Genomic DNA, 24937 nt, shown 5'->3' with positions numbered 1-24937 from the left:
TACGACCATACACACGATGTGTATCCTCGTACACATGCATTCCCGCGACTCGGCCGCGACCAAGCAGCGGATCCTGAAGCACGCGCGACAGCAGTTCGCCCGGCACGGCTTCGCGGCGATCACCGTCAAGGGCGTCGCGGACGCGGCAGGCGTGTCGCCCAACCTCATCACGCGGTACTTCGGCGGGAAGGACGGTCTGTTCCTGGCGGCGGCCCAGGTGGAAATCCCGGTCGAGATCTCCTTCGACGGCCCCCGCTCCTCGCTCGGCGCCCGCCTGGCGGCGAGCATCGTCCAGCGCTGGTTCGGCTCGCCGGGCGAGGACCCGCTGCTCGTGCTGCAGCGTGCGTCCGGGGAACGCCCGGAGGCGGCGGAGGCGCTGGCCACCTTCCTGGACACGAACTCGCTGGAGCCGCTGCACCGCTACCTGCGCGAGAGCGGCCTGGACGACGCCGAGGCCCGCAACCGCGCAGCGGCGATCGACGCGTTCGTCCTCGGCGTCTCCACGCGCCGCCGGGTGTTGCGCGCCGAACTCGGCGACCCCGCCGAGCTCCGGTCCTGGCTCGCCACCACCATCCAGCGTCTCGCCGACGGCAGGTGAGCGTCAGCCCTTGAAAACGCTTTCCCGCTGGTCCAGCCGGGCGTAGAGGGTCTGCTGGATCGACTCGCGCACCTGGTCGGTCAGGCTGAACACCAGCATCGGGTCGTCGTGGTCCTCGGCGGGGATGTGGTCGGTGTGGATCGGCTCGCCGAACTCGATCGTCCACTTCGTCGGCAGCGGGAGCGCACCGAGCGGCCCCAGCAGCGGGAAGAACGGCGTGACCGGGAAGTACGGCAGCCCCAGCAACCGCGCCAGCGGCTTGAGGTCGCCGATCTTCGGGTAGATCTCCTCGGCGCCGACGATCGCGCACGGCACGATCGGCACCCCGGTGCGCAAGGCCGCGGACACGAAGCCGCCCCGCCCGAAGCGCTGCAGCTTGTACCGAGCCGAGAACGGTTTCCCGATGCCCTTGAAGCCCTCCGGCCACACCCCGACCAGCTCGCCGGACCGCAGCAGCCGCTCGGCGTCCGGGTGGCACGCGAGCGTTTGCCCCGACTTGCGCGCCAGCTCGCCCAGCAGCGGGGTGCGGAACACCAGGTCGGCACCCAGCATGCGCAGGTGCCGGTGCGCGGGGTGCTCGTCGTGCACCGCGACGGCCGTCATCACCGCGTCGAGCGGCACCGTGCCGGAGTGGTTGCACACGATCAGCGCGCCGCCCTCCTTCGGCACGTTGTCGATGCCGTGCGCGCTCACGCGGAACCACTTCTCGTACAGCAGCCGCAACGGCGGGAGCAGCAGGGTTTCGGTGAGTTCGCGGTCGAACCCGAACTCGTCCACCTCGTACTCGCCCGTGAGGCGGTTCCGCAGGAACTTCAGCACCCGCGTGACCGCGTCGGGCCGTTCGTCGACCGGCGCCGGCGCCGGCTCGGGCGGGACGGGGGCGTCGGCCTGCCGGGGCCGCCGCAGGGGGATGACCTGTGCTTCCGTGCTCGTCGTCACTGCCCGCTCCAGGTTCTGTCCGGGATCATCTCGCCTGACCGGTCGCCGCTGCGGCCACGACCCGGTCGGCCAGCGCCGCCAGGTGCTCGCCGGGGACGACGGGGCGCAGCCCGCGGCCGCGCACGTAGTCTTCGAACGCCGCGGCCGTCGTCCACCGCGGGCGGTACCCGAAGGTCCGCTTCAGCCGCGTGGTGTCCACGACGCGGCCGTAGTTCAGCAGCCGCACCTGGTCGGTCGAGAAGTCGACCACGCGGGCGCCCCGCAGCACCTTGGCCACCGAGGGGAGCAGCGGCCGCGGCACCGGCAGTTCGACCCTGCCCGCCCTGCGCAGGGCCTGCCCGAGGGTGAGTACCCCGTCCGCCGCGACGTTGAACACCCCCGGCCGGTCCTCGAGCGTCGCCAGCTCCAGCACGGTGAGCGCGTCCGAGGCGTGCAGCAGCTGCAGCCGGGCGTCGTAGCCGAGCACGCTCGGCACCACGGGCAACGCGAAGTACCGGGCCAGCACCGTGTCCACGTCCGGGCCGATGATGTTCGCGAACCGCAGCGTCGTGATCGTCAGGTCGGGCCTGCGGCGGGCGAGCCCCCGCACGTAGCCCTCCATCTCGATGGCGTCCTTCGCGTAGCCCGTCGAGGACGCCGGGATCAGCTCGGAGTCCTCGGTGAAGACGGCGGGCGAGCTCGCGTCGGCGCCGTAGACCGCGGTGGTGGACTTGACGACGAGCTTGCGCACGGACGCCGAACGCTGGCACGCGGCGAGCAACCGCATCGTGCCGATGACGTTGACCTCCTTGAGCGCGCCGCGGCGGGCGGGCCCGGCGGGGTGGCACGTCGTCGCGGCGTGCACGACGGTGCCGACCCGCGCGTCCGAGATGATCTTCGCGATCAGCGGGTTGCGGATGTCGGCACGGACGAACTCGGCACGGCCCAGCCGCCGCAGCACGTGCGGGCGCGGCGGCGTCGTGTCCACCCCGAGGACCCGGGCGAACGCGGGGCTGGCGCCGAGCCTGGCGAGCAGGCGGCCCCCGAGTTCACCTCCGACCCCGGTGACGAGCACGACTTCGGACGGCATGGCACCCCCTGGTCACAGGGCTGGAGTTCCGGCGGCGGTGGCGATGCTACCGCGCGACCCGAACGGCGTCAGGGGCCAGAAAGCCCCGGTCCACGCCCCGTCACCGCCGCCACCCAAACGGACGCGACCCGCCCGGCTGTCCGGACGGGTCGCGTCGAAGAAGCGTCAGCGGGGTGTCACTTACCCTGCTTGCGACGCTGCATCCGCGTGCGGCGCAGCAGCTTGCGGTGCTTCTTCTTGGACATGCGCTTGCGGCGCTTCTTGATCACCGAGCCCACAGGTGCTCCTTCACGTTTTCCGTCGATCCGACGCTGCCCGGCGCAGCGTCCATCGGTTGGAGCGCACAGGCGCGAGCGGTCTCCCAGATTACCCGTGGGCTCTGGACACAAGCGCAGCCCCCCACCTAGCCGACGTCGTAATAGGCGCCTTCCAGGTATTGGTGCACTGCTTTCTCGGGCACGCGGAACGACTTGCCGACCCTCACGGCCGGCAGCTCGCCCGAGTGCACGAGGCGGTAGACGGTCATCTTGGAGACCCGCATCAGCGAGGCCACCTCGGCGACCGTCAGGAACTGGACCTGCCCGACAGCGGGCACGTCCTTCTTGTTCGACGGCATACGTCACCGTGCCCTTCGACACGCGTCGTGCCGCTCGGCTTCCCCACCGGCGGTTCGACACGCACGTGCTTTACCCATGAGGGTAGCGGGACTGATGGGACCAGTGCGACGTCTGCCGGGGTAATTGGTCCAACCGGGCGCGTTCACCTGCGGATCGTGGCTACTTCCGAGCCTCCGAGATCCACTTCCGGCACCGTTCGGCGCAGCGCGGTGTGACGCGCTTGTTGACGCAGCGTCACTTACCGAGTTCGACCGACCGGTCCCGCGCCGCCTCGATGGCGTCCAGCATCGCCGCGCGGACGCCGTGCTTCTCCAGTTCGCGGATGGCGTTGATGGTCGTGCCCGCCGGGGACGTGACGGCCTCCCGCAGGATCACCGGGTGCTCGGTGCTCTGCGCCAGCATCTTCGCCGCCCCGACGGCCGACTGGACGATCAGCTTCTCGGCGACCGCGCGCGGCAGGCCCAGCAGGATGCCGGCGTCGATCATGGCCTCGACCAGGTAGAAGAAGTACGCCGGCCCGGAACCGGACAGCGCGGTCACGGCGTCCTGCTGCGACTCGGGCACCTCGATGACCTGACCGACCGACGACAGCAGCTCCTTCACCAGCGCCACGTGCCCGGCCGTCGCGTGCGTGCCGGGCGAGATCGCGCTCATCGCCTCGCCGACCACCATCGGCGTGTTCGGCATGACCCGCACCACCGGCACGCCGTCGGGCAGCCTGCGCTCGTACAGCGACGTCGGCAGCCCCGCGCACAGCGAAACGACCAGCGTCCCGGGGCCGACGGCGGGCGCCAGCGCGGTCAGCACGGGATCGATGTCCTGGGGCTTCACCGCGACGACGAGGACGTCGGCCCGCTTCGCCGCCTCCTCGACCTCGACACCCGCGATGCCGTACCGGTCGGTGATCCTGGCCGCCTGCTCCGGATGCCGCTCGGTGAACAGCAGCTCGTCCGCGCTGCGGCCGCCCTTCAGCAGCCCCGCCAGCAGCGCTTCACCGATCTTGCCCGCACCCAGCACCGCGATCGTCGTCATACCCCGAGACTAAGGCGAAGGTGACAACGCCAACTGCCGGGCCTGGCACACGAGCCGTCCCGCCGAGTCGATGACCGTGGCGTCCGAGTCGAACCACGCCTCGTGCACCGAGCGGGACTCCACCTGCACGCGCAGCCAGCCCGACGCGGGCCGGGCGCGCACGAGCGCGGTCAGCTGCACGGTCGGCGCCCAGCCGGTGCGGCCGAGGTTGAACACCACCGGCGGGTTCACGTCCCCCGCCAGCAGCACGAAGTACGGGTCCGGCACGCCGTGCCGCGGCCGCACCCACAGCCGCAGCCGCGGCGGTTCACCCGTGCGGCCGGTGAGGTAGCCGGCCGTCGCGGGGTCGAGCCGCACGTCGCAGCCCTTCGCGAGGTTGAAGGCGCCCTCCGCGGTGTCGCCGCCGAGCGGGATCGCCCGCGGCGGCGGTTCGGCGGGCATCGGGGCCAGGTCCGTCCACTCCGGACGACGGATCGGCAACCGGCCCGCGGTCACCGTCGCCTCGACGCAGCTGCGCCCCCGCTGCTCCAGCCGCACCGCGACGACCGTGGCGCGGCGGCCCACCTTCCGCAGGTCCGTGCGCAGCAGCACGGGCCCGATCGCGGGCGGGCGCAGGAACTCCGCGCTCACGACGAGCGGCTCCGCCGTCGGCTCGCCCCGCTCGGCGAGCACCGCGACGGCGGCCTTCGCGAGGAGGGACAGCAGAAATCCCCCGTGCGGGTGGTGACCGATCGACCACTCAGGGCGAAGGTCCGCGGTCAGCGTGCCGTCTCCCAGGGACCTCACCGCGCATGCCACCTCGAAGGACGCGGGGTCCTGGGCCTCCACCGTGCTCACGAACGGCTGGCCAGGGAGCGGAGGAAGAAGGCCAGGTTCGCCGGCCGTTCGGCCAGCCTGCGCATCAGGTACGCGTACGAGTTCTCCCCGAACGGCACGTACACGCGCACCGTCTCGCCTTCGGCGGCGAGCCGCCGCTGCTCGTCGGGCCGGACGCCGTAGAGCATCTGGTACTCGTACGTGCCCTGCTTGCGGCCGTGGAAGCGCACGCGCTCCCGCAGCAGGGGCAGTAACCGGGGGTCGTGCGTGGCGAACATGGGGTAACCATCCCCGGCCAGCAGGACGTTCGCCGCCCGGACGTAACTCAGATCGACGTCGTGGTCCCTCTTGTGGGCGACATCCGGGCTCGCCGCGTACGCCCCCTTGCACAGCCGCACCCGCGAATCCGCCTGCGCGAGGGCGGCGGCGTCGGCCTCCGTGCGCTTCAGGTACGACTGCAGCACCGCACCCACCCAGGGCCACGTGTGCCGCAGCTCCGCCAGCACCCGCAAGGTGGCGTCGACGGTGTCGTGCTCCTCCATGTCCAGCGTGACGGTGGTGGCGCACTGCTCGGCCGCGGCGCAGACGCGCCACGCGTTGTCCAGCGCCAGCTTCTCGTCGAACCGCAGCCCGACCGCGGACAGCTTGAGGCTCACCTCCGCCCGCACCGTGAGCCCCTCGCCGTGCAGGCGGTCGAGCAGGCCGAGGTACGTCTGCACCACCTGCTCCGCCTGCCGCGCGTCCCCGGTGCGCTCTCCGAGATAGTCCAGCGTCACGTACAGGCCGTCCTCCGCGAGCGCGGTCGTCGCCGCGACGGCGTCGCCGACTGTCTCACCGGCGATGAACCTGTCGACGACACCTCTCGTGGCTGGGGCTGCGGTCACGACACGGTGGACCGTGTCGCTGCCTGCGGCGGCGAGGATCAGCGAGCGGAACGGGTTCACGCTGGAAACTTTACGTGTTCACATATCGGAAGCCCATGCTCCGGAACGCGGCAACCGAGTGAAGTTGATCTTGTACCGTCGTCACGCACCCAGGTGGAACCGCGCGAACAACAACGCCTCCGCCAGGTCTTTCATCCGGTGCGCGGAGCTCGGCGCGCGGCGCGTGTTCACTTCGAGCACGACCTGCCCGCCGAAGTCGCTCGCGGCGAGCTTTTCGAGCAGCTCCGCGCACGGCTGACCGCCGCGGCCGGGCACGAGGTGCTCGTCCTTCGGCACCCCCGTGCCGTCGGCGAGGTGCACGTGGGTCAGCCCCTCGCCCATCCGCTCGGCCAGCGCGAGTGCGTCCATTTGAGCGGCGGCCGAGTGCGACAGGTCGAGGGTGTAGTGCCGGTAGCCCACGTCGGTCGGGTCGATCGAGGGCCGGAACGCCGACATCCGCGTGTCCTTGCGGCCGCCGGGCGGGCGCACCTTGAACATGTTCTCGACGGCGATCTCGATGCCGCTTTCGTCCTCCAGCTCGGCGATCAGGTCCTCGAACGCGTCACCGTAGCGGCGCTGCCAGCGGAACGGCGGGTGCACCACGACCGTCCTGGCCTCCAGGTCGAGCGCGGCCTCGACACTGCGCCGCAGCCGGACCACCGGATCCGGTGACCACACGCGCTGCGTGATCAGCAGCGACGGCGAGTGCACGGACAGCACCGGCACGCCCGTGCGCCGCGACCAGCGGCGCAGCTCGGGCACGTGCTGGCTCACCGGATCCACCCACACCATGACCTCGACCCCGTCGTAGCCGAGGTCCGCGGCCAGCTCGAACGCGGTGCCGGCACGGAGCGGCCACACCGACGCGGTGGACAGCCCGACCGGGATCACCGTGACAGCAGCAGGAGTGCCGCGGGCGAGACCGTGACCACGAGGCCGACCAGCACCGCGAGGACCATCGTCTGGATGTCGTCCGCGCGGCGGATCTTCCGCACGATCCACACCAGGCCGACGATCACCACGAGCGCGACGACGAGCGCGGCGGCGGGCAGCTGGCCCCACAGCCAGTTGAAGCCCAGCCACACCGCGGCACCGCCGATCACGCCCAGCGCGAGCTGGACCGCCATCGACAGCCACTGCTTCGCCGGGGAGGCGGGGCGTTCCGGCTCCGCCTCCTCCGCGTAGTCCTCGTCCTCGGCGTGCCCGGCCTCGTCGGGCTCGTAGTCGTAGCCGCCGCGGCGCTCCGGTTCGGCCTCGCCGAACTCCCCGAACTCGTCGACCTCTTCGTCGTCCTCCGCGAAGGGGTCGTGGAAGCCGGTGGCTTCGAGGTGCTCGTCGGGCACCTGCTCCTCGCGCACGGCGGGCATCACGCCCACCTCGGTGTCCTCCGAGCTCACCTGCTCACGCTGGCGGCGCCAGCGCGACAACCCCGCGGGCGGGGCGTCCGGCGGGACGACCGCCTCGGGCGGCTCGCTGCCGTTGACGGCCTGGAACTGCTCGGTGTGCGGTTCCGGCTCGGCCGGCGGCCGGGCGGGGGCCCGGCGCGGACGGCGCGGGGGCACCGGGAACGCGCCGCTGGGCGGCGGCCCGGGATCGGGGGTGTCCTCGGGCGCCGGGGCGTCGAGACCGTCGAGCCGCGCGGCCAGCCCGTTGCCGGGCGCGCCCGCGGGCGGGCGGCGCAGCGGCTGCACCTGCCTGGTCTCCTCGGCGGCGCGGGCAGCCCTCGGCTCATCCTGCTCCGGCAGGGGCAGCGCGCCGGACTCCTGCGGCGGCCGCTGAGGCAGGCGCGGCCGGCGGCCCGGCATCGAGTCGGGACCACCGGAGGGCCTCGGGAACGCACCCGACTCGGGCGGGACGTTCCGCGGGGGCGGGGTCGGGTCCGGACGACCGAAGGTGCCCGACTCCTGCGGGGGCCGGGGGAACGCGCCGGACTCCGGCTGCCCGGCGCCCGGCTGCGGGAAGGCACCCGAAGCGGGCGGGACCGCGCCGTTGACGGGGCCGTTCGGGCGGGGGAACGCGCCCGAAGGCGGGGCGCCGTTGGGCCGCGGCAGCGTCGCGGAGTCCTGCGGGCGCAGCGGCGGGGCGTCCGGGGGCCTCAACGACCCGTTGTCCTGCGGACGGAGCGGACCGGCGTCCGGGGGCCGCAACGAGCCGTCCTGCGGACGGAGCGAACCCGCGTCCGGCGGCCGCAGCGAACCCTCCTGGGGACGGGGCAGCGCGGCGGAGTCCTGGGGGCGCCGAGGCGCGCCGGTCTCCTGGGGACGCAGCGGCGGGGCGTCCGGCGGGCGGAGCGAGCCGTTGTCCTGCGGCCTCAGCGGGGCGGCTTCCGGAGCCCGGGCCGGGCCCGCGTCCTGCGGTGCCCTGGGCGGGACGGGCTCCTGGGGACGGAACAGGCCGGAGTCCTGCGGAGCGGGCTGCTCGTCGTCGGGCAGGGCGCGCCTGCCGCCGTTGCGGCGGCCGTTCGGCGGCAGCGGGTTGTCCCCGCGGACGCGTTCGATGATCGCCTGCGGGCCGGTGTCCGTGGCACCACGCGCGCGCCGGGGCGCGTCGGTGCCGTTCGGCGCGGCACCGCCGGGCTGCTGCTCTTCCTCCTCGTCGGCGGCCCGCCGGTGCCGACGACGGCCTTCGACGTTCCCGCCGTGCAGGGCGAGCAGCTCGGCGACCGTCTTCTGCGAACGGTCCTGACCGCTTTCCCGACTCATCAGCGTTTCACCCCCACCGCACGTTGGTCGTCGCGTAGCCTGCGAGCCCGGGTCCGGGCACGGCACACGTGCAGCACCGCCTCACGCATCCCTTCCACCTTTCCACCGTGCCCTCACCGCGTCACTCCCGTCCACCGGGCGTGCTGTCACCGGTCCGTTCGCGCGACGAACTGCGCCACGCCTCCGGTGCAGTGTCGTCCGCACCGTTCGAGCGGTCCAGTCGCCGCAGGATCAGCCCCTCTCGCAGAGCCCACGGGCAGATCTCCAGTTCGTGCACCGACAGCGCCCGCATCGCGGCCTGCGCCACCAGCGCGCCGGCCACGAGCTGGTGCGACCTGCTCGCGCTGACCCCCTCCAGCTCGGCCAGGTCGGCCGCCGTCATCCGGGAGACGAAGGCGATCAGCTGCCGCAGTGCGGTGTCGGACAGGGTACGGCGTACCCGCGGGCCCGCGGCGGAGGGCGCCGCCCCCGCCAGCCTGGCCAGCGAACGGAACGTCTTCGACGTGGCCACCACCCGGTCGGGCGCGCCGAGCGCGGCCACCTTCCCCGCCAGCGGCGCGAGCTGCTCGTCGAGCCACGCGGACGTGGCCACGAGCTCCGACCGGCTGGGCGGGTCGTGCTCGAACCGGGTGCGGGTGATGCGCCCGGCGCCCAGCGGCAGCGACTCCGCGAGCTCGGGTTCCTCGTCGATGCCCATCGCGACCTCGAGCGAGCCGCCACCGATGTCCAGCACCAGCAGCCGCCCGGCGGACCAGCCGAACCACCGGCGCACCGCGAGGAACGTCATCCGCGCCTCGTCCGGCCCGGAAAGCGCTCTCAGCTCGATGCCGGTCTCGTCCCGGACCTTGCGCAGCACCTTGGCCGAGTTCGTCGCCTCGCGCACCGCCGACGTCGCGAACGCCATGACCTCCTCGCAGCCCAGCTCGGTGGCCGACTTCTTCGCGGTGGCGACCGCGTCGACCAGGCCCTGCGCACCGGCCTTGCTCAGCTCGCCGTGCTTGGTGATCTGCTCGGCGAGGCGCAGCACGATCTTCTCGGAGTGCATGGGCGTCGGGTGGGCACCACGATGGGCGTCCACCACCAGCAGATGCACGGTGTTGGACCCGACGTCGAGTACCCCTAGGCGCACAAAGCCCTACCGTACCCGGAAGGCGGCTTAAGTCTCGAACTTGTAACCAAGACCGCGCACCGTCACGAGGTGCCGCGGGGAGCCGGGGTCGGGCTCGATCTTCGACCGCAGCCGCTTGACGTGCACGTCCAGCGTCTTCGTGTCGCCCACGTAGTCCGCGCCCCACACCCGGTCGATCAGCTGGCCGCGGGTGAGCACCCTGCCGACGTTGCGCAGCAGGTACTCCAGCAGGTCGAACTCCTTCAGCGGCAGCGAGACCTCGCTGCCGTCGACGGTCACGACGTGCCGCTCGACGTCCATCCGCACCGGGCCGGCCGCGAGCACCGGCGGCGCCAGCTCGCCCTCGCCGCCGTTCTCGCCGCCGCGCCGCAGCACGGCACGCACGCGGGCGATCAGCTCGCGCGCGGAGTAGGGCTTGGTCACGTAGTCGTCGGCGCCCAGTTCCAGGCCGACGACCTTGTCGATCTCGCTGTCCCGCGCGGTCACCATGATCACCGGCACGGCGGAACGCTGCCGCAGCTGCTTGCACACGTCCGTGCCGCTCATGCCGGGCAGCATGAGGTCCAGCAGCACGATGTCGGCGCCGTTGCGGTCGAACTCCTCCAGCGCCTGCTGGCCGGTGGTGGCCACCGCGGCGGTGAAGCCCTCCTTGCGCAGCAGGAAGGCCAACGGGTCGGCGAACGACTCCTCGTCCTCGACGATGAGCACCCTCGTCACTGCTTTCCTCCCTGTTCCTGACTGGTCCCCACGAGCCGGGGTACCCGGTCGGGGGTCTTGTCGGCCGCGGCGCCGTTCGGTGCCGCGCCCTGGTACGCCGGCAGCCGCAGGGTGAAGGTCGACCCCGTGCCCGGCATGCTCCACAGCTTGACCTCGCCACCGTGGTTGGCGGCGACGTGCTTGACGATCGCGAGCCCCAGCCCCGTGCCGCCGGTGGCGCGCGAACGCGCCTTGTCGGCGCGGTAGAAGCGCTCGAAGACGCGCTGCTGGTCCTCCTCGGCGATGCCGATGCCGCGGTCGGTGACCGCGATCTCGACCATGCCGTCCACCAGCCGCCTGCTCACCGAGACGGGGCTGCCCGGCGGCGAGTACGCGACGGCGTTCTCCAGCAGGTTGGACAGCGCGGTGACGAGCAGGGTGCGGTCGCCCTCGATGAGCAGGTCGCTGTCCGGGTCGGCGGTCACCTCGATGTCGGCGGACTCGGCGGAGAGCTTCGTGCGGCCCAGCGCCTCGCGGACGACGGCGTCCACCTCGACCACGTTCAGGTCGGGCAGCCGCTCGGCGCCCTGCAGCCGGGACAGCGCGATCAGCTCGGTGACCAGACGCCCCAGCCGGGTCGACTCGTGCAGGATCTTGCCGCCGAAGCGGCGCACCTCCTCGACGTCCTCGGCGGCGTCGAGGACGGCCTCGGCGAGCAGGGCGATCGCCCCGACCGGGGTCTTGAGCTCGTGGCTGACGTTGGCCACGAAGTCGCGGCGGACCGCCTCCAGGCGCGCGGCCTCGGAGTGGTCCACCGCCTCGATCACGGTGAAGCCGTCGCCGAGCGGGCGGACGTGCCCGACGACGGCCTCGGGCTGGCGGCCCCGCGCCTCCAGCGGCGACAGGTCGACCTCGACCGGCTCGTCGGTCTCGACCACCTGCTCGGCGGCCTTGCGGGCGCGGGCGTCGGCGCGGTTGTCGCGGATGAGCCCGAGCGTCTCCGCGCGGTCGTTGTGCAGCACCATGTCGCCGAAGCGGTTCAGCACCACGACACCGTTGTGGGAGGAACGTACGAGCCGCAACAGCAGCTCGGCGACGGTGGGACCAGCCGGCCGGCGGTCGGCCCGGCGCCGGCGGGACCGGCTGACCAGGGAACCAGCGAGCCCGCCGACCAGCAGGCAGCCGACGGCCAGGGCGAGTGCGGCACTCACGCTCACGGCTGAATCGTAAGCACGAAGCTGACCATTTGACCTAGCCTTGACGGCCTTGTCGTGACGCCTGTGACACCTCCACGGAAAGTGTTGGCCGCTGGTTCAGGCCCTGTTCACGGGACCGCCGCCCGGCCGTGATTCACCGGATCGGGTCGATCCGGCGCAGTTCCTCTTCGGACAGTCGCAGCGCGCCGGCCGCGAGGTTCTGCTCGAGGTGCGCCGGGTCGCTCGTGCCGGGGATCGCGAGCACGTGCGGGCCCTGGTGCAGCGTCCAGGCGAGCCGGACCTGCGCGGGCGTCGCGTCGTGGGCCTCGGCGACGGCCTCGACCTCCGGGTCCTCCTGTCCGGAGTGGATCGCGAAGAACGGCACGAACGCGACGCCCTGTTCGCCGCACAGCCGCACGAGTTCGTCGTCTTCGCGCCTGGTGGACAGGCCGTACATGTTCTGCACGCACACGACGGGGGCGATCTGCTGGGCCTCCGCCAGGTGCGCGGCGGTGACGTTCGAGATCCCGAGGTGCCGGACCAGGCCGGCCTCCCGCAGTTCGGCCAGCGCGCCGAAGTGCTCGGCGAGCGAGCCGCTGCCGCGGTCGAGGGTGTCCCCGAGGCGCAGGTTCGCCACGTCGAGGTGGTCCCTGCCCAGCTGGCGCAGGTTCTCCTCGACCTGCCCGCGCAGCTGGTCCGGCCGGGCGTAGTAGAACTCGCCCCACGGGTGCCGCCCTGGGCCGACCTTGGTGGTGATCACCAGCTCCCCGGGGTAGGGGTGCAGCGCCTCCCTGATCAGGTCGTTCGACGACAGGACCGAGGTGAAGTAGAAGGCGGCGGTGTCGATGTGGTTCACGCCGAGTTCGACGGCGCGGCGCAGCACCGCGATGGCGCGGTCGTGGTCGCCGGGGGCGTCGGGCATCCCGGGCAGCCGCATCGAGCCGAAGCCCAGGCGGTTGACGGTGCGGTCGCCGAGGGTCCAGGTGCCCGCCACGTCGGCGGTGGTGGTTCCAGTGCTCATGCTCCGAGCGTGCTTCGCGGGCGCGAGCGACGCCTCCGGTTGGCACTTTCCTGCCACACTGGAGGGGTGGATGTCTCGGTGGTGTTCGGCGAGGCCGAGCTGTTCGAGCGCGCGGCGCACCTGTTCACGGCGGGTGAGCCCGTCGCCTGCGCCGCACACGACCTGTACGCGTGGGCGGTGGCCCGGCAGGTGAGCCGGCCGACGCCGGTCGACTTCCCGGTGCGCAAGCTGTACCGGCCCGCCGTGCTGCTGGACCCGGTGCAGGCGCGGCACGTGCGGGAGCTCGCCCGGATGGGCGCGCGGGTGCGGATCACCCCGTCGGAGATCAGCGAGACGTTGATCTTCGGCGAGCGGGCGGCGATCCTCGCCGGGGACCGGTCGAGCGGCGAGCGCAGCTACAGCGTCGTCACCCGTCCCGACGTGGTGCGCGGGGTGACGTCGCTGTTCGACGCGGCCTGGCGCTCGGCGACGGACCTCGCCGTGTTCGAGGCGCGGTTCGCCGAGGTGCGGCCGCTCGCGCCGCGGATACTCGACATGCTCGCGTCCGGCTGCAAGGACGAGACGGCGGCCAAGACGCTCGGGCTCAGCCTGCGCACCTACCGGCGCCGCGTCGCGGAGCTGATGGCCGTGCTGGGCGCGGAGTCCCGCTTCCAGGCCGGGGTGCGGGCACGCGACTTCGGGCTCGTCTGAGCGCGGGAGCCCGCCGGGCCCCCGCGCTCGACGAGGATCAGCGGCCCTGCGCGGCGACGGCGGCGGCAGCCTCCGCCGCGGCCTCAGGGTCCAGGTACGTGCCGCCCGCGGTGACCGGCTTGAGGTCCTCGGTCAGGTCGTAACGCAGCGGGATCCCGGTCGGGATGTTGAGCCCGGCGATGGCCTCGTCGGAGATGCCGTCGAGGTGCTTGACCAGCGCCCGCAGCGAGTTGCCGTGCGCGGCGACCAGCACGGTCTTCCCGGCGCGCAGGTCCGGCACGATGGCCGACTCCCAGTACGGCAGCAGCCGCGCCACGACGTCCTTCAGGCACTCCGTGAGCGGCGCGTCGTCGGCGTAGCGCGGATCGGTGTCCTGGCTGAACTCGCTGCCGCGCTCGATGGGCGGCGGCGGCACGTCGTACGAACGGCGCCACAGCATGAACTGCTCCTCGCCGAACTCGTCACGCACCTGCTTCTTGTTCTTGCCCTGCAGCGCGCCGTAGTGCCGCTCGTTGAGCCGCCAGCTGCGCCGCACGTCGATCCAGTGCCGGTCGGCCACGTCGAGCGCGATGTTCGCGGTCGAGATGGCGCGGCGCAGGAGCGACGTGTGCACGACGTCCGGCAGCAGCCCCGTCTCGGCGAGCAGCTGCCCACCCTTGCGGGCCTCCTCCTGCCCCTGCTCGGACAGGGGCACGTCGACCCAGCCGGTGAACAGGTTCTCCGCGTTCCAGGTGCTCTGCCCGTGGCGGAGGAGCACCAACGTTCCAAGTTCGGCCATGCGTCGAATCTAACCGCGGCCCGAACCTTCCCGTGATGGACCAGGGTCTACGCACAGTGCGTTACTGCTCGGTAACGCGATCGCCCGGGAGCAGGAACGGGCTCGAACGGCCAGCGCGGAAAGTGACACTTGCTGCGTTGCGTTAACAGCCGTTATAAATTTCACTCGAATGGAGTATCCAGTAGTCTTGTGATTACTGGTGGATATCTGACAAGTTGACTTACGTCCCGCACCGCTGGATTCCACGCACTCCCCAGCGGCGGCGGGAAGCGACCGCAGCTCGTCTCCCCCCTGCCGAGCTGCGGCCCCGCCGGCCCCGTTGGCACTCCCCCTCGCCACCGGGTCCACAGCGGCGGGAGCGTTCAGCGGGGCGGCTCGAGTTCGCGACTCCCCCTCCCTCGAGCCGTCCCGCCTCCTCTCCGCATGCTCGCGCTGGCGCGCTCGCCTGCGGGAGGCGGTTCCTCATTGCTTTCTGGGGGTCGAACCCCCAGACCCCCGCCAGGGGGCTCGCCCCCTGGACCCCCATCGCGGTGGGTCGGCTTCGGGAGGGCCCTCGCCTGTCGTGGTCGGCTTCCGGGGGACTCCTCGGCTTACGCGGTTACTTCCGTTGCCGGGGTTACTGGGTGAGGGTGCCGGGTTCGTGGGGGGTTTCCGGGGTTACCAGGTGTTTGAAGGCTTGGAGGTTGGCCAGGGACTCGCCCCGGGAGACCCGCCAGTTCCACTCGCGCTTGATGCTGGTGGCGAAGCCCAGTTCCAGGATGGTGTTGAAGTCGTTGTCGGCGGCCTCCAGCACCTGGCCGAGGAGCTTGTCCAGCTCCTCCTCCGTCACGGTGCTCAGGCCCAGCCTGCCGACGAGGTAGATGTCGCCGAGCGCGTCGACCGTGTAGTGCACGCCGTAGAGCTTCGCGTTGCGGCGCAGCAGGAAGCGATACACCGCCTCGTGCTCCTCGTCAGGACGGCGGCACACGAACGCCTCGATCGCGAACGCGTGCTCACGCACCAGCAGCCAGCAGTTCGTCTGCAGCTTCTTCGTGCCCGGCAGCGTCACGAAGTACCGGCCCTCGCCCTTCCGGTCGTACTTCAGGTCCGCCTTGTCCAGCGTGGACCGGATCACCTCGTCGATGCTCAAACCGCAACCTCCGCACGTACCGCGTTCCGGAACGAGTGTGCCGCCGCGGCGTAGGTGTCCAGCAGCGCGTCCGTGGTGCGCTGCCACGAGAACCGCCGCGCGTGCTGCACGGCGTTGGCGCCCAGCTCGGCCCGCCGGTCCGGCCGCAGCGCGACGCTCGCGAGCGCGGCCGCCCAGTCCTGCGCCGCGTGCGACGGCACCAGCAGCCCGGAAACCCCGTGTGCCACGGCCACCGGCAACCCGCCGACCTCCGCGGCGACCACCGGGGTGCCGCAAGCCTGCGCCTCCAGCGCCACCAGGCCGAACGACTCGTTGTAACTGGGCACAGCTACCACGTCCGCCGCGCGGTAAACCTCGGCCAGCCGCTCCCCCGGCTGCGGCGGCAGGAACCGCGTCTGCCCCTCGATGCCCAGCGCCACCGCCAGTTCCCGCAGTGCCTGCGGCTGTTCCAGACCCGTCCCCGACGGACCGCCGACGACGAGCACGACCAGCCGGTCCCGCAGCCCCGGCCGCCGCTGGAGCAGGTGCGCGGCCGCGTGCAACAGCACGTCCGGCGCTTTCAGCGGTTGTATACGACCTGCGAACGCGAGCACCACGGCGTCGCGCGGCAGCCCGAAGCGGTCGCGCGCCGCGTCCCGCGAGCCCGGTGTGAAGCGCTCCAGGTCCACCCCGGGCGCCACGATGTGCACGGAGTGCGGATCGGCGTCGTACAGGCTGACCAGCTGGCGCGCCTCGACGGGCGTGTTCGCCACGAGGCAGTCCGCCTCGGCGACCACCTGCTCCTCGCCGAACACGCGCGTCCGCGGCTCCGGTTTGTCGCCCTCGGCGAGCGCGGCGTTCTTGACCTTCGCGAGCGTGTGCGCGGTGTGCACGAGCGGTACGCCCCAGCGGTCCCGCGCGAGCCAGCCGACCTGCCCGGACAACCAGTAGTGCGAGTGGATCACGTCGTAGTAGCCGGGCTCGTGGAACGCCTCGGCCCGCAGCACACCCGACGTGAACGCGCACAGCTGCGCCGGCAGCTCGTCACGGCCCAGCGGTTCGAACGGGCCCGCGGGGATGTGCCGCACCAGCACGCCGGGCGCCAGCTCCGCGGCCGGCGGCTGGTCCGACGACGTGGCCCGCGTGAACACCTCGACCGAAATGCCGCGATTGGCCATTTCAACGGCTGTATGCGTGATGTATACGTTCATCCCGCCCGCGTCGCCCGTGCCCGGTTGCTCCAACGGCGAGGTGTGCACCGACAGCACCGCGACCCTGCGCGGCCAGATCGCCGAGTTCCGCCGAGACCCGCGCAGCGAGATCGTCACCCTGGTTCACTCCCGTTGTGTCCTGCTGTCCGCCACGGGGCGGAGGCCGCCCCTGGACGCAACACGGCATGCCCCCGCCATCTTCCCCAACGGGCAACGCGGCTACAGCGCGGACTTCGCCCGCCAGGCCGGCCAGGACACCAGCCAGTCCATGACGTCCGAGGTGACGGGGCCGGCGAGCCGGGAGCCGGTGATCTCCACGGGGTCGCCGATCAGCGCCGAGTCGAAGTAGTCCTTCGCGTCGGCCTCCAGCAGGTTGACGCAGCCGTGCGAGGTGTTCCGCCTGCCGATGTTGGCCGCGTTGTCCTGGTTCTCGTGGATGAACTCGCCGTGGTTGGAGATCCGGCACGCCCACTTCTTGTTGACGTTGGTGTAGCCGTAGCGGGCGTTGTCGAAGATCGCCGACGGTTCCTTGGTCATGATGATGAACGTGCCGTTGGGCGTGTTGAGGTTCACGTCCGAGTCGAGCCCGTTGCTGCACGGGTAGCTCTTGACCTTGGCCCCGTTGCGGTAGACGTTCATCACGTGGTCGGGGGTGTGGATCTTCACGACCTGGTTGCGCCCGATCCTGAACTCCGTCGTCACGTCGGCGCGCGCGTACCGGCCGCCGCCGAGGTCCATGCCGTACAGCTCCGCCGCCACGGTGACCTGCGTGTTCGCAGGCCAGTACTCCTTCGGCCGGAAGTCGACCTGCCGGTCGGACAGCCAGCCCCACGAGCCCTCGACGTCCTTGCTCGTCCGGATCTTGAGCGCCTTCTCGACCTCGGCCTTGTTCGTCACGTCACCGCTGAACTTCACGCTCACCGGCATCGCGACGCCGACCTCGGCGTTGTCGGTGGGGTTCACGGTGACCCGGATCTGCTGCGCCGGGTTGATCGTGGTGAAGCCGCCCGAGAGCTCGGCGGTCTTGCCGTCGCTCCCGGTCGCCTTCGCCGCGTAGCGGTAGGTCTTGCCGTAACCCAGCACCTCGCTGCTGGTCCACACCGTGCGGTCGGGGTTGAAGGACCCCGCGACCGCTTTGCCGTCGGCGTTGGTGAGCACGACCTCGGTCAGCGAGCCGCCGGTGACGCGGACCGTGACCGGCTGGCGGACGGGCACCTCCTTGGCGTCGGCCGCCGGTTCCGCCGTGAGCTTGGCCACGGGCGCGGCCTCGCTCGCCCGCCCGCCGCCGTCGGTGTTCCCCCCGCCGCCGGAGCCCCCGCTGCACGCCGCGGCGAACGCCGCAGCGCTCGCCGCCAGTGCCGCCTTGACCACCGCACGCCTGTCCACCACTTCGCACAACCTCCCGCACTCCCAGAGCCGGACCCCCCGCTTGCGAGGATGGCGGCATGAGCCAACGAACCGCAGTCGTCACCGGGGCCAGCGCGGGCATCGGCGAAGCCACCGCCCGCGCACTGGCCGAAGCCGGGTTCCACGTCGTGCTCGGTGCCCGCCGCCTCGACCGCCTGGAGAAGGTGGCCGCGGAGCTGTCCGGTACCGCACACCAACTGGACGTCACGGATCCCGCCTCGGTTGCCGCTTTTGTCCAGCTGATCCCAGAATGCCACCTCCTCGTCAACAACGCGGGCGGCGCCAAGGGCCTGGAGCGCGTGGTCGACGCCGACGAGGACCACTGGCGGTGGATGTGGGAGACGAACGTGCTGGGCACGCTGCGGATGACCAAGGCGCTGCTGCCCAAGCTCGTCGAATCCGGCGACGGGCACGTGGTCACCGTCACGTCGATCGCGGGCCACGAGGTGTACGACGGCGGCTCCGGCTACACGTCGGCGAAGCACGCGCAGTCGGCGCTGCACCGCACGCTGCGCTCGGAGCACCTCGGCCAGCCGGTGCGGTTCACGGAGATCATCCCCGGCATGGTCGAGACCGACTTCTCGGCCAACCGGTTCGACGGCGACACCGAGCGCGCCGCGAAGGTCTACCAGGGCCTGACGCCGTTGACCGCGCAGGACGTGGCGGAGGTCATCGCGTTCGCCGCGACCCGGCCGTCGCACGTGAACCTGGACTCGATCGTGCTCAAGCCGCGGGCGCAGCTCGACGGTTCGCGCTCCTACCGCTCAGAGTGAGCAGTTGATCAGCAGGGGCTCCGGGTGCAGGGTCACCCCGAACCGCGCCCGGACCCCGTCCCGCACCTCGCGGGCCAGCGCCAGCAGGTCGGCGGTGGTCGCGCCGCCGCGGTTGGTCAGCGCCAGCGTGTGCTTCGACGACAGCGACACGCGGCCGCCGGGCCCGGCGTAGCCCTTGCCGAAGCCGGCGTGCTCGATGAGCCAGGCGGCGGACAGCTTCACGCCGCCGTCGGCCGGGTAGCGCGGCATCTCGACGTCGGCGAGCACGTCCTCGGCGACGATGGGGTTCGTGAAGAACGAGCCGGCGCTCCACGTGTCGTGGTCGCCGGCGTCGAGCACCATGCCCTTGCCACGGCGCAGCTCCAGCACGGCCTCGCGGGCCTGCGCGGCGGGCACCCGCGCCCCGAGCTCCACGCCGAGCTTGCGCGCCAGCTCGGCGTAGCGGATCGGGGCGGACAGGCCGTCCTCGCGCAGGGCGAACCGCACGCTCAGCACGATCCCGGCGTCGGTGCCCTTGAGCACGCTCGTGCGGTAGGCGAAGCCCAGCTCGTCCGCGGTCATCGTGCGGACCTCGCCGACGCGCCGGTCGTAGCACTCGATCGAGGTCAGCAGGTCCGCGACCTCGCAGCCGTAGGCGCCGACGTTCTGGATCGGCGTCGCGCCCACCGAGCCCGGGATGCCGGACAGGCACTCCAGCCCGCCGAGCCCCGCGTCGACCATCGCGGCCACGAACTCGTCCCAGTTCTGCCCCGCGGCCACCTCGACCTCGGTGCCGTCGACCCGCCAGCCGCTCGTCGCGATCTTCACGACAGTGCCGTCGAACCCGGCGTCGCCGATCACCAGGTTCGAGCCGCCGCCGAGCAGCAGCACGGGCCCTCGCGTCCCGCGCACCGCGCTCAGCAGGTCTTCCGTGGTCTCGGCGACGACGAACTCGCGGGCGGGGCCGCCCAGCCGCAGGGTCGTGTGCTCGGCCAGGGCGGTCCGGGTTTCGACTCGGGTCACGGCTCCAAACGGTACTGTCTGCGGTCATGGCCTCCCGTATCGAGCACCACGCCGAGTTCTCGCAGGGCGTGGACGAGGTGTACGCCGCCCAGACCAGCGAGCCCGCGCTGCGGGCGCGGCTGGCCGAGATCGGCGGGCAGAACGCCGCGCTGCTCGACTACGCCCCCACCGCCGACGGGGTGCGGTTCACGCTGCGCCAGGGCGTGGCGGCCGACAAGCTGCCGTCGATCGTGCGCAACCTGCACAGCGGGGACCTGGCCGTGGACCGGCAGGAGACCTGGACCCGCTCGGGCGGCAGCTACACCGGGACGGCCAGGGGCACGGTGAGCGGCGTGCCCGGCGAGATCAACGTCCGCACCGAGATCGGTGCCGAGGGCGGGAAGACCGTGCTGCGCGCGACCGGGGAGGTGAAGATCCGCATCCCGCTGGTCGGGGGCAAGCTGGAGGGCTTCGTCGCGGATCAGATCACCAAGCTGCTGCGGCGCGAGGTCGAGCTGTCCGCGCAGTGGCTCGAGAGAAACCCCTAGGCAACCCCACCCGAGGCACCACCAACCCCAACCGCCTGCGCCGGGTCGACCGCTGGCTCACCGCTTCGCCACGCGTGTCCACCCTGCTGCGGCACGCGGACGACCCGTTGGTGGTGGACCTCGGGTACGGCGCGTACGGAGTGACGACGGTCGAACTCGCCACGCGGTTGCGGGCCGTCCACCCGCGGGTGCGCGTGCTGGGGCTGGAACTCGATCCGGAGCGGGTGGCCGCCGCCCTGCCGGCCGCCGACCCGCCGTGGCTGGACTTCCGGCAGGGTGGGTTCGAACTGGCCGGCACCAGGCCGGTCGTCGTGCGGGCCTTCAACGTGCTGCGCCAGTACGCCGAGGAAGAGGTGCCCGGCGCGTGGAAGCTGGTCCTCGACCGGCTCGCCCCGGGCGGCCTGCTCGTCGAGGGCACGTGCGACGAGATCGGGCGGCTGTGCTCGTGGGTGACACTGTCGGCGGACGGGCCGGTGACCCTGACGTTGTCCGTGCGGCTGGGTTCGCTCGACCGTCCGTCCACAGTGGCCGAACGTCTGCCCAAGGCGCTCATCCACCGCAACGTTCCCGGCGAACCCGTGCACGACTTTCTGTCGCTTGTGGACAGTTGCTGGGCCGCGGCCGCCCCGCACGGCGCGTTCGGCGCGCGGTTCCGCTGGCTGGAGACCGTGCGCATGCTCCGCGCACGCGGCTGGCCGGTGCTCGACGGCCCGAAGCGCTGGCGCCTCGGCGAACTGACGGTGCCCTGGCACACGGTCGCGCCGCGGTAAAAAGGGGGAAAGCCCTACTCTTTCCCAGCGGGCAGCCAGTACGGGCGAACCCGGAAGTTACCCCGAACATCGGGCAAAACGCTGTTCACGAGTCGTGCGGCTCCGACACGATCGCCGCATGACGACGCTCATCGACACGGGGTACGAAGCAGTCGTGACCAGGGACCCGGCCTTGGTGGCAGGCTGCCAGGAACTGCGGCGGAAGGTGTTCTCGGCCGAGTTCGGGGTCGCCGAGGACCGCGACGAGTTCGACGAGATCTGCGAGCACCTCGCGGTCTCGCACCGGGGCGAAGTGGTGGGCACCTACCGGCTCCTCCCCCCGGGACGCAGTGAAACCCTTTATTCGCAAAGCGAATTCGCCCTTGACGCGCTGCGGCCGCTGCGGCCGGACCTCGTCGAGATCGGCCGCTCCTGCGTGCACCCCGCGCACCGGACCGGCGCGGTGATCAACCTGATGTGGGCGACGCTCGGCCGGTACGCGATGGCGGAGGGCTACCGCCACCTGGCCGGCTGCGCGTCTGTGTCCCTCGCGGACGGCGGTGCCACGGCGGCCGGCACGTGGGAGCTGGCACGGGCGCGGCACCTCCCGCCGCCGGAACTGCGTGTCGAACCACACCACCCGTGGTTGCCGTTGCCCCGCAACGGGAATCGGCCCACCTACGCGGACGTGCCGCCGTTGCTGCGCGGCTACCTGCGGCTGGGCGCGTGGGTCTGCGGCCCGCCCGCGCACGACGCGGAGTTCGGCGTCGCCGACTTCTTCACGCTGCTGTCGTTCGACCAGGTCGGCGAGCGCTACCGGCGTTACTTCTTCGGAGACGGCAGGTGAACGCGTGGGCCGTGTGTTCACCGTGTACACCGCGCTGCGTCACCTCCACGCGACCTGGGGTGACCACAATGCAAGCGGTGCGACGGTGGCGGGGCGTCGGTTCCACGCTGGCGGGGCTCCCCTCCGCCGTCCGCCGGGGTGAGCTGCGTGCGACCGCGCGCCGGCTGCTCACGGAACTGGGGGTCGACTTGGCCACGGACACCGACCGGCTCAGCGCGCCCGGCGGGCGCGGCACGCTCATCGTCGGCAACCACGTGTCGTGGCTGGACATCGTGGCCGCGCTCGCCGTGGAACCCCCGGGGTTCCTGGCGAAGGCGGAGATCGCGGGCTGGCCGGTCATCGGGGACCTCGCGCGGCGCTCGGGCACCGCGTTCGTGGCCCGCGACGAGCTGCGCCGGCTGCCGCAGGTGGTGGCGAGCCTGGCCGACACGCTGCGCTCCGGCCGGTCGGTGCTGGTGTTCCCCGAGGGCACGACGTGGTGCGGGCGCTGCGGGGGCGGCACGTTCCGGCGGGCCGCGTTCCAGGCCGCGATCGACGCGGGGGCGCCGATCCGGCCGGTGACCTTCGAGTACCGGCAGGACGGTGAACCGAGCACGGTCGCGGCGTTCGTCGGCGAGGACACGTTGCTGGCGTCGCTGCGCCGCGTGGTGCACACCGACGACCTCACGGTGCGGCTGATCGCCCACGAACCCTTCGAACCCGACGGCACCCGGCGTGAGCTGGCCGCCCGAGCGGAGGCCACCACCCGGCAGGTCGTCCATGCTTGAGGCGCTGAACCACATCACCGAGCTGCTGCGGGACACGCTCAGCTCCCCCTGGCTGTGGGTGCTGGTGTTCGCGGTGGCGGCGCTGGACGCGCTGCTGCCGTTCATGCCGAGCGAGACGACGGTGGTGACGGTCGCGGTGCTGCTGGGGCCGGACGTGCCGAGGTTGGCACTGCTGGTCGCGATGGCGGCGGTGGGGGCGTTCGCCGGGGACTGCCTGTCGCACTGGATCGGCCGCCGCGCGGGTCCGCGCATGCTGGCCCGGCTGCAGCGGGGCGAGCGCGGGCAGGCGCGGTACGAGTGGGCCCGGAGCCAGGTGGAGCGGCGCGGCGCCCTGTTGATCGTCGCCGCGCGCTACCTGCCCGGAGGCCGCGTGGCAAGTGGGCTGGCGACCGGCAGCATGGGGGTTTCCTGGGCGCGCTTCATCGCATACGACGCGCTCGGAACCGGTATTTGGGCTGTATACAGCGTGTGTATTGGCGCGGTGGGCGGCACGAAGTTCGCCGACGAGCCCGCCAAGGGGCTGCTGCTGTCGTTCGGCATCGGCCTGCTGCTGGTGGCTGTGCTGGAGGTCGCCCGCCGAATACGCTCCCGGTATGCAGCACGACGACTACCTGAAGACGATCCGGGTCCACTGCGACGCACTGCGATCGGCCGCGTCGGCAGCGGGCCCGGACGCGCCCGTGCCCACCTGCCCGGGGTGGACCGTTAGCAGGCTCGTCGCGCACCTCGCCCGTGTGCAGTCGTGGGTGGTCAACGCACTGGCCGACCCGAGCGGACGGCAGGTCGAGGCCGACCGGCCGCCCCGCGACTGGGAGGAGCTGCTGCCCTGGTGGGACGAGCGGCGCGAGGAGATGCTCACCGGCCTCGCCGACCCGGAGACCCCGGCCTGGCTGCCGTTCACCCGGTACCCGCAGGTCGCGCGCTCGTGGGCGCGGCGGCAGGCGCACGAGGCGGCGATCCACCGGCTGGACGCCGAGCACGCGCTCACCGCCGAGCCGCCGCTGGTCTTCGACCCCGAATTCGCGGCGGACGGGGTCGACGAGCTGATCGCCTGGATGGTGCCGACGCGCCGGGACTGGTCGAAGTCGGCGCATTCGGGCGTCGCCGTAGTGCATGCGACCGATGTGGACCGTGCGTGGGCGGTCCGGTTGTCTTCAGGCATGCCACCGGAGATCACGGCGGAGGTCGTCGCCGGTGACGTGACGATCGCCGGACCCGCGGACGCCGTGTACCGCCGGGTGTGGGGGCGGCCGAGCAGTGCCGTCGTCACCGGGAGCACCGAGCTGTTGGAGCCCCTCGCGGCGCCGTGAGCTGCGGCGGGGGATGATGACCGGGTGTCCGAACGACGTTATGTGATCACCTTCGGCTGTCCCGACCGCACCGGCATCGTCGCCCGCATCTCCTCCTTCCTCGCCGACGCGGGCGGCTGGATCGTCGAGGCGGCCTACCACACCGACCCGGACACCGGCTGGTTCTTCACGCGGCAGGAGGTGCGCGCGGACTCGCTGCCCTACGACGTGGACCAGCTGCGTGCGCGCTTCGGCGAGGTCGCGTCGTCGTTGTCGGCGGAGTCGAACTGGCGGGTCGAGGACACGGCGGTGCGCCGCCGCGTCGTGATCCTGGTGTCGAAGGACGGGCACTGCCTGTACGACCTGCTCGGCCGCGTCGCGTCCGGCGAGCTGGACGTCGACGTGCGCGCGGTGATCGGCAACCACGAGACGCTGGCGGACATCACCCGCGCCCATGGAATCCCGTTCCATCATGTGCCCTTTCCTCGAGAGGACCCTGCGGCGCGGAGCGCCTCCGTTGAGGGTGGTGGTGGGCGAGGGGCTGGCCATAAGGCCGCGGCCTTCGCGGAGGTGCGCAAGCTCGTCGAGGAGCACGACCCGCATGCGATCGTCCTGGCGCGGTTCATGCAGATCCTGCCGCCGGAGTTGTGCGCGGCGTGGGCGGGCCGGGCGATCAACATCCACCACAGCTTCCTGCCGTCGTTCATCGGGGCGCGGCCCTACCACCAGGCGCACCGGCGCGGGGTGAAGCTGATCGGCGCGACGTGCCACTACGTGACCGCCGACCTCGACGCGGGCCCCATCATCGAGCAGGACGTCATCCGAGTCGACCACGGCGACACGGTGCCCGACCTGGTGCGCAAGGGCCGTGACATCGAGAAGATCACCCTGGCCCGCGGGCTGCGCTGGCACCTGGAGGACCGCGTCCTGGTGCACGGCAACCGCACGGTCGTCTTCTAGGTGTGATGTTCAGGGACGTTGTCCCGGGTTGAGGTGACCGTTGGTGGCCTGTCGTGCTGACAGGTGAAGGCCTCCGGTTGTGAAGTGGAGC

Annotated in this window: 28 protein-coding genes; 10 read left to right on the top strand and 18 right to left on the bottom strand. The window is 72.0% G+C overall.

From position 1 onward, the window contains the following. The first annotated feature begins 34 nt into the window (after nt 1-34). The gene (locus tag BMZ92_RS33955; protein ID WP_091516258.1) at nt 35-598 is read left to right on the top strand and encodes a TetR/AcrR family transcriptional regulator; all 564 of its coding nucleotides are present in this window, start codon (nt 35-37) and stop codon (nt 596-598) included. Between the two features lie 3 nt (nt 599-601). On the opposite strand, the gene BMZ92_RS33950 is transcribed toward BMZ92_RS33955, so the two are convergent. The 13 genes from BMZ92_RS33950 to BMZ92_RS33890 form a co-directional block, all read right to left on the bottom strand. Then, complete coding sequence (locus tag BMZ92_RS33950) at nt 602-1537, bottom strand: lysophospholipid acyltransferase family protein (RefSeq protein WP_177228995.1); 936 nt, start codon at nt 1535-1537, stop codon at nt 602-604. 25 nt (nt 1538-1562) lie between these two features. Continuing rightward, the gene (locus tag BMZ92_RS33945; protein ID WP_091516252.1) at nt 1563-2606 is read right to left on the bottom strand and encodes an NAD-dependent epimerase/dehydratase family protein; all 1044 of its coding nucleotides are present in this window, start codon (nt 2604-2606) and stop codon (nt 1563-1565) included. A 176-nt stretch (nt 2607-2782) separates the two neighbouring features. Beyond that, on the bottom strand, nt 2783-2884 hold the full coding sequence (locus tag BMZ92_RS33940; protein WP_017986394.1) for a 30S ribosomal protein bS22: 102 nt from the start codon (nt 2882-2884) through the stop codon (nt 2783-2785). A 125-nt stretch (nt 2885-3009) separates the two neighbouring features. After that, entirely contained in the window at nt 3010-3222 is a 213-nt protein-coding gene (locus BMZ92_RS33935) for a helix-turn-helix domain-containing protein (RefSeq protein ID WP_091516249.1), read from the bottom strand. A gap of 235 nt (nt 3223-3457) precedes the next feature. Then, on the bottom strand, nt 3458-4255 hold the full coding sequence (gene proC, locus BMZ92_RS33930; protein ID WP_091516248.1) for a pyrroline-5-carboxylate reductase: 798 nt from the start codon (nt 4253-4255) through the stop codon (nt 3458-3460). A 9-nt stretch (nt 4256-4264) separates the two neighbouring features. Then, on the bottom strand, nt 4265-5092 hold the full coding sequence (locus BMZ92_RS33925; RefSeq protein ID WP_177228994.1) for a thioesterase family protein: 828 nt from the start codon (nt 5090-5092) through the stop codon (nt 4265-4267). Beyond that, complete coding sequence (locus BMZ92_RS33920; protein ID WP_091516242.1) at nt 5089-6015, bottom strand: proline dehydrogenase family protein; 927 nt, start codon at nt 6013-6015, stop codon at nt 5089-5091. The genes BMZ92_RS33925 and BMZ92_RS33920 overlap by 4 nt, the downstream gene beginning before the upstream one ends. 81 nt (nt 6016-6096) lie before the next feature. Further along, entirely contained in the window at nt 6097-6885 is a 789-nt protein-coding gene (locus tag BMZ92_RS33915) for a sugar phosphate isomerase/epimerase family protein (RefSeq protein WP_281245249.1), read from the bottom strand. Beyond that, on the bottom strand, nt 6882-8696 hold the full coding sequence (locus BMZ92_RS37700; protein WP_177228993.1) for a hypothetical protein: 1815 nt from the start codon (nt 8694-8696) through the stop codon (nt 6882-6884). Before BMZ92_RS37700 ends, BMZ92_RS33915 begins: the two co-directional genes overlap by 4 nt. A gap of 121 nt (nt 8697-8817) precedes the next feature. Beyond that, entirely contained in the window at nt 8818-9825 is a 1008-nt protein-coding gene (locus tag BMZ92_RS33905; RefSeq protein WP_091516240.1) for a Ppx/GppA phosphatase family protein, read from the bottom strand. Between the two features lie 27 nt (nt 9826-9852). Then, the gene (locus tag BMZ92_RS33900) at nt 9853-10542 is read right to left on the bottom strand and encodes a response regulator transcription factor (protein ID WP_091516236.1); all 690 of its coding nucleotides are present in this window, start codon (nt 10540-10542) and stop codon (nt 9853-9855) included. Next, nucleotides 10539-11738, bottom strand: coding sequence for a sensor histidine kinase (locus tag BMZ92_RS33895; RefSeq protein WP_091516233.1), 1200 nt, complete (start codon nt 11736-11738; stop codon nt 10539-10541). The genes BMZ92_RS33900 and BMZ92_RS33895 overlap by 4 nt, the downstream gene beginning before the upstream one ends. 133 nt (nt 11739-11871) lie before the next feature. Beyond that, on the bottom strand, nt 11872-12738 hold the full coding sequence (locus BMZ92_RS33890) for an oxidoreductase (RefSeq protein ID WP_091516231.1): 867 nt from the start codon (nt 12736-12738) through the stop codon (nt 11872-11874). Nucleotides 12739-12804: 66 nt separating this feature from the next. Between BMZ92_RS33890 and BMZ92_RS33885 the strand changes: the two genes are divergently transcribed. Then, nucleotides 12805-13428 (top strand): helix-turn-helix domain-containing protein, encoded by a 624-nt coding sequence (locus BMZ92_RS33885; RefSeq protein WP_091516228.1) that lies wholly within the window; start codon nt 12805-12807, stop codon nt 13426-13428. Nucleotides 13429-13465: 37 nt separating this feature from the next. Here BMZ92_RS33885 and BMZ92_RS33880 read toward each other — a convergent pair whose 3' ends face one another. The 4 genes from BMZ92_RS33880 to BMZ92_RS33865 all read right to left on the bottom strand — a co-directional run bounded on the left by BMZ92_RS33880 (nt 13466) and on the right by BMZ92_RS33865 (nt 17914). Then, nucleotides 13466-14206 (bottom strand): phosphoglyceromutase, encoded by a 741-nt coding sequence (locus tag BMZ92_RS33880; protein WP_091516226.1) that lies wholly within the window; start codon nt 14204-14206, stop codon nt 13466-13468. Between the two features lie 616 nt (nt 14207-14822). Then, on the bottom strand, nt 14823-15335 hold the full coding sequence (locus tag BMZ92_RS33875; protein WP_091516223.1) for a type III secretion system chaperone family protein: 513 nt from the start codon (nt 15333-15335) through the stop codon (nt 14823-14825). Next, on the bottom strand, nt 15332-16630 hold the full coding sequence (gene mshA / locus BMZ92_RS33870) for a D-inositol-3-phosphate glycosyltransferase (RefSeq protein ID WP_425425896.1): 1299 nt from the start codon (nt 16628-16630) through the stop codon (nt 15332-15334). Before mshA ends, BMZ92_RS33875 begins: the two co-directional genes overlap by 4 nt. Nucleotides 16631-16744: 114 nt before the next feature. Next, nucleotides 16745-17914, bottom strand: coding sequence for a L,D-transpeptidase (locus BMZ92_RS33865; protein ID WP_091516220.1), 1170 nt, complete (start codon nt 17912-17914; stop codon nt 16745-16747). Between the two features lie 56 nt (nt 17915-17970). Here BMZ92_RS33865 and BMZ92_RS33860 point away from each other — a divergent pair, with 56 nt between their 5' ends. Continuing rightward, nucleotides 17971-18705 carry an SDR family oxidoreductase gene (locus tag BMZ92_RS33860; RefSeq protein WP_091516217.1) on the top strand — a complete coding sequence of 245 codons (735 nt, stop codon included), beginning with the start codon at nt 17971-17973 and terminating at the stop codon, nt 18703-18705. Here BMZ92_RS33860 and BMZ92_RS33855 read toward each other — a convergent pair. After that, complete coding sequence (locus tag BMZ92_RS33855) at nt 18697-19707, bottom strand: UDP-N-acetylmuramate dehydrogenase (protein ID WP_091516216.1); 1011 nt, start codon at nt 19705-19707, stop codon at nt 18697-18699. The genes BMZ92_RS33860 and BMZ92_RS33855 overlap by 9 nt on opposite strands. Before the next feature lie 26 nt (nt 19708-19733). Between BMZ92_RS33855 and BMZ92_RS33850 the strand changes: the two genes are divergently transcribed. From BMZ92_RS33850 to BMZ92_RS33820, 7 genes are all read left to right on the top strand, one after another. Beyond that, complete coding sequence (locus tag BMZ92_RS33850) at nt 19734-20234, top strand: DUF2505 domain-containing protein (RefSeq protein WP_091516213.1); 501 nt, start codon at nt 19734-19736, stop codon at nt 20232-20234. Then, complete coding sequence (locus BMZ92_RS33845) at nt 20213-21004, top strand: SAM-dependent methyltransferase (protein ID WP_091516212.1); 792 nt, start codon at nt 20213-20215, stop codon at nt 21002-21004. The genes BMZ92_RS33850 and BMZ92_RS33845 overlap by 22 nt, the downstream gene beginning before the upstream one ends. A gap of 118 nt (nt 21005-21122) precedes the next feature. Further along, a complete protein-coding gene (locus tag BMZ92_RS33840) occupies nt 21123-21830 on the top strand; it encodes a GNAT family N-acetyltransferase (protein WP_091516209.1) in 708 nt (235 codons plus the stop codon). 68 nt (nt 21831-21898) lie between these two features. Next, the gene (locus tag BMZ92_RS33835; RefSeq protein WP_177228991.1) at nt 21899-22597 is read left to right on the top strand and encodes a lysophospholipid acyltransferase family protein; all 699 of its coding nucleotides are present in this window, start codon (nt 21899-21901) and stop codon (nt 22595-22597) included. Beyond that, complete coding sequence (locus tag BMZ92_RS33830; protein WP_143250012.1) at nt 22590-23306, top strand: DedA family protein; 717 nt, start codon at nt 22590-22592, stop codon at nt 23304-23306. The genes BMZ92_RS33835 and BMZ92_RS33830 overlap by 8 nt, the downstream gene beginning before the upstream one ends. Continuing rightward, nucleotides 23278-23907 carry a maleylpyruvate isomerase family mycothiol-dependent enzyme gene (locus BMZ92_RS33825; protein WP_245783413.1) on the top strand — a complete coding sequence of 210 codons (630 nt, stop codon included), beginning with the start codon at nt 23278-23280 and terminating at the stop codon, nt 23905-23907. Before BMZ92_RS33830 ends, BMZ92_RS33825 begins: the two co-directional genes overlap by 29 nt. A gap of 24 nt (nt 23908-23931) precedes the next feature. After that, the gene (locus tag BMZ92_RS33820; RefSeq protein WP_091516204.1) at nt 23932-24846 is read left to right on the top strand and encodes a formyltetrahydrofolate deformylase; all 915 of its coding nucleotides are present in this window, start codon (nt 23932-23934) and stop codon (nt 24844-24846) included. The last annotated feature ends 91 nt before the right edge of the window (nt 24847-24937 follow it).

The sequence above is a fragment of the Amycolatopsis sacchari genome (assembly GCF_900114035.1).
GTDB lineage: Bacteria > Actinomycetota > Actinomycetes > Mycobacteriales > Pseudonocardiaceae > Amycolatopsis_E > Amycolatopsis_E sacchari.
The sequence above is the reverse complement of the archived record's forward strand: the minus strand, read 5'-3'. Positions and strand labels throughout refer to the sequence as shown.

Excerpts from the sequence above, each read along its gene's own strand:
- BMZ92_RS33935 (WP_091516249.1), bottom strand. The coding sequence starts at position 3,222 with ATGCCGTCGAACAAGAAGGACGTGCCCGCTGTCGGGCAGGTCCAGTTC.
- BMZ92_RS33830 (WP_143250012.1), top strand. The coding sequence starts at position 22,590 with ATGCTTGAGGCGCTGAACCACATCACCGAGCTGCTGCGGGACACGCTC.
- BMZ92_RS33880 (WP_091516226.1), bottom strand. The coding sequence starts at position 14,206 with ATGGCCGAACTTGGAACGTTGGTGCTCCTCCGCCACGGGCAGAGCACC.
- BMZ92_RS33955 (WP_091516258.1), top strand. The coding sequence starts at position 35 with ATGCATTCCCGCGACTCGGCCGCGACCAAGCAGCGGATCCTGAAGCAC.
- BMZ92_RS33840 (WP_091516209.1), top strand. The coding sequence starts at position 21,123 with ATGACGACGCTCATCGACACGGGGTACGAAGCAGTCGTGACCAGGGAC.
- BMZ92_RS33850 (WP_091516213.1), top strand. The coding sequence starts at position 19,734 with ATGGCCTCCCGTATCGAGCACCACGCCGAGTTCTCGCAGGGCGTGGAC.
- BMZ92_RS33890 (WP_091516231.1), bottom strand. The coding sequence starts at position 12,738 with ATGAGCACTGGAACCACCACCGCCGACGTGGCGGGCACCTGGACCCTC.
- proC (WP_091516248.1), bottom strand. The coding sequence starts at position 4,255 with ATGACGACGATCGCGGTGCTGGGTGCGGGCAAGATCGGTGAAGCGCTG.
- BMZ92_RS33945 (WP_091516252.1), bottom strand. The coding sequence starts at position 2,606 with ATGCCGTCCGAAGTCGTGCTCGTCACCGGGGTCGGAGGTGAACTCGGG.
- BMZ92_RS33835 (WP_177228991.1), top strand. The coding sequence starts at position 21,899 with ATGCAAGCGGTGCGACGGTGGCGGGGCGTCGGTTCCACGCTGGCGGGG.
- BMZ92_RS37700 (WP_177228993.1), bottom strand. The coding sequence starts at position 8,696 with ATGAGTCGGGAAAGCGGTCAGGACCGTTCGCAGAAGACGGTCGCCGAG.
- BMZ92_RS33860 (WP_091516217.1), top strand. The coding sequence starts at position 17,971 with ATGAGCCAACGAACCGCAGTCGTCACCGGGGCCAGCGCGGGCATCGGC.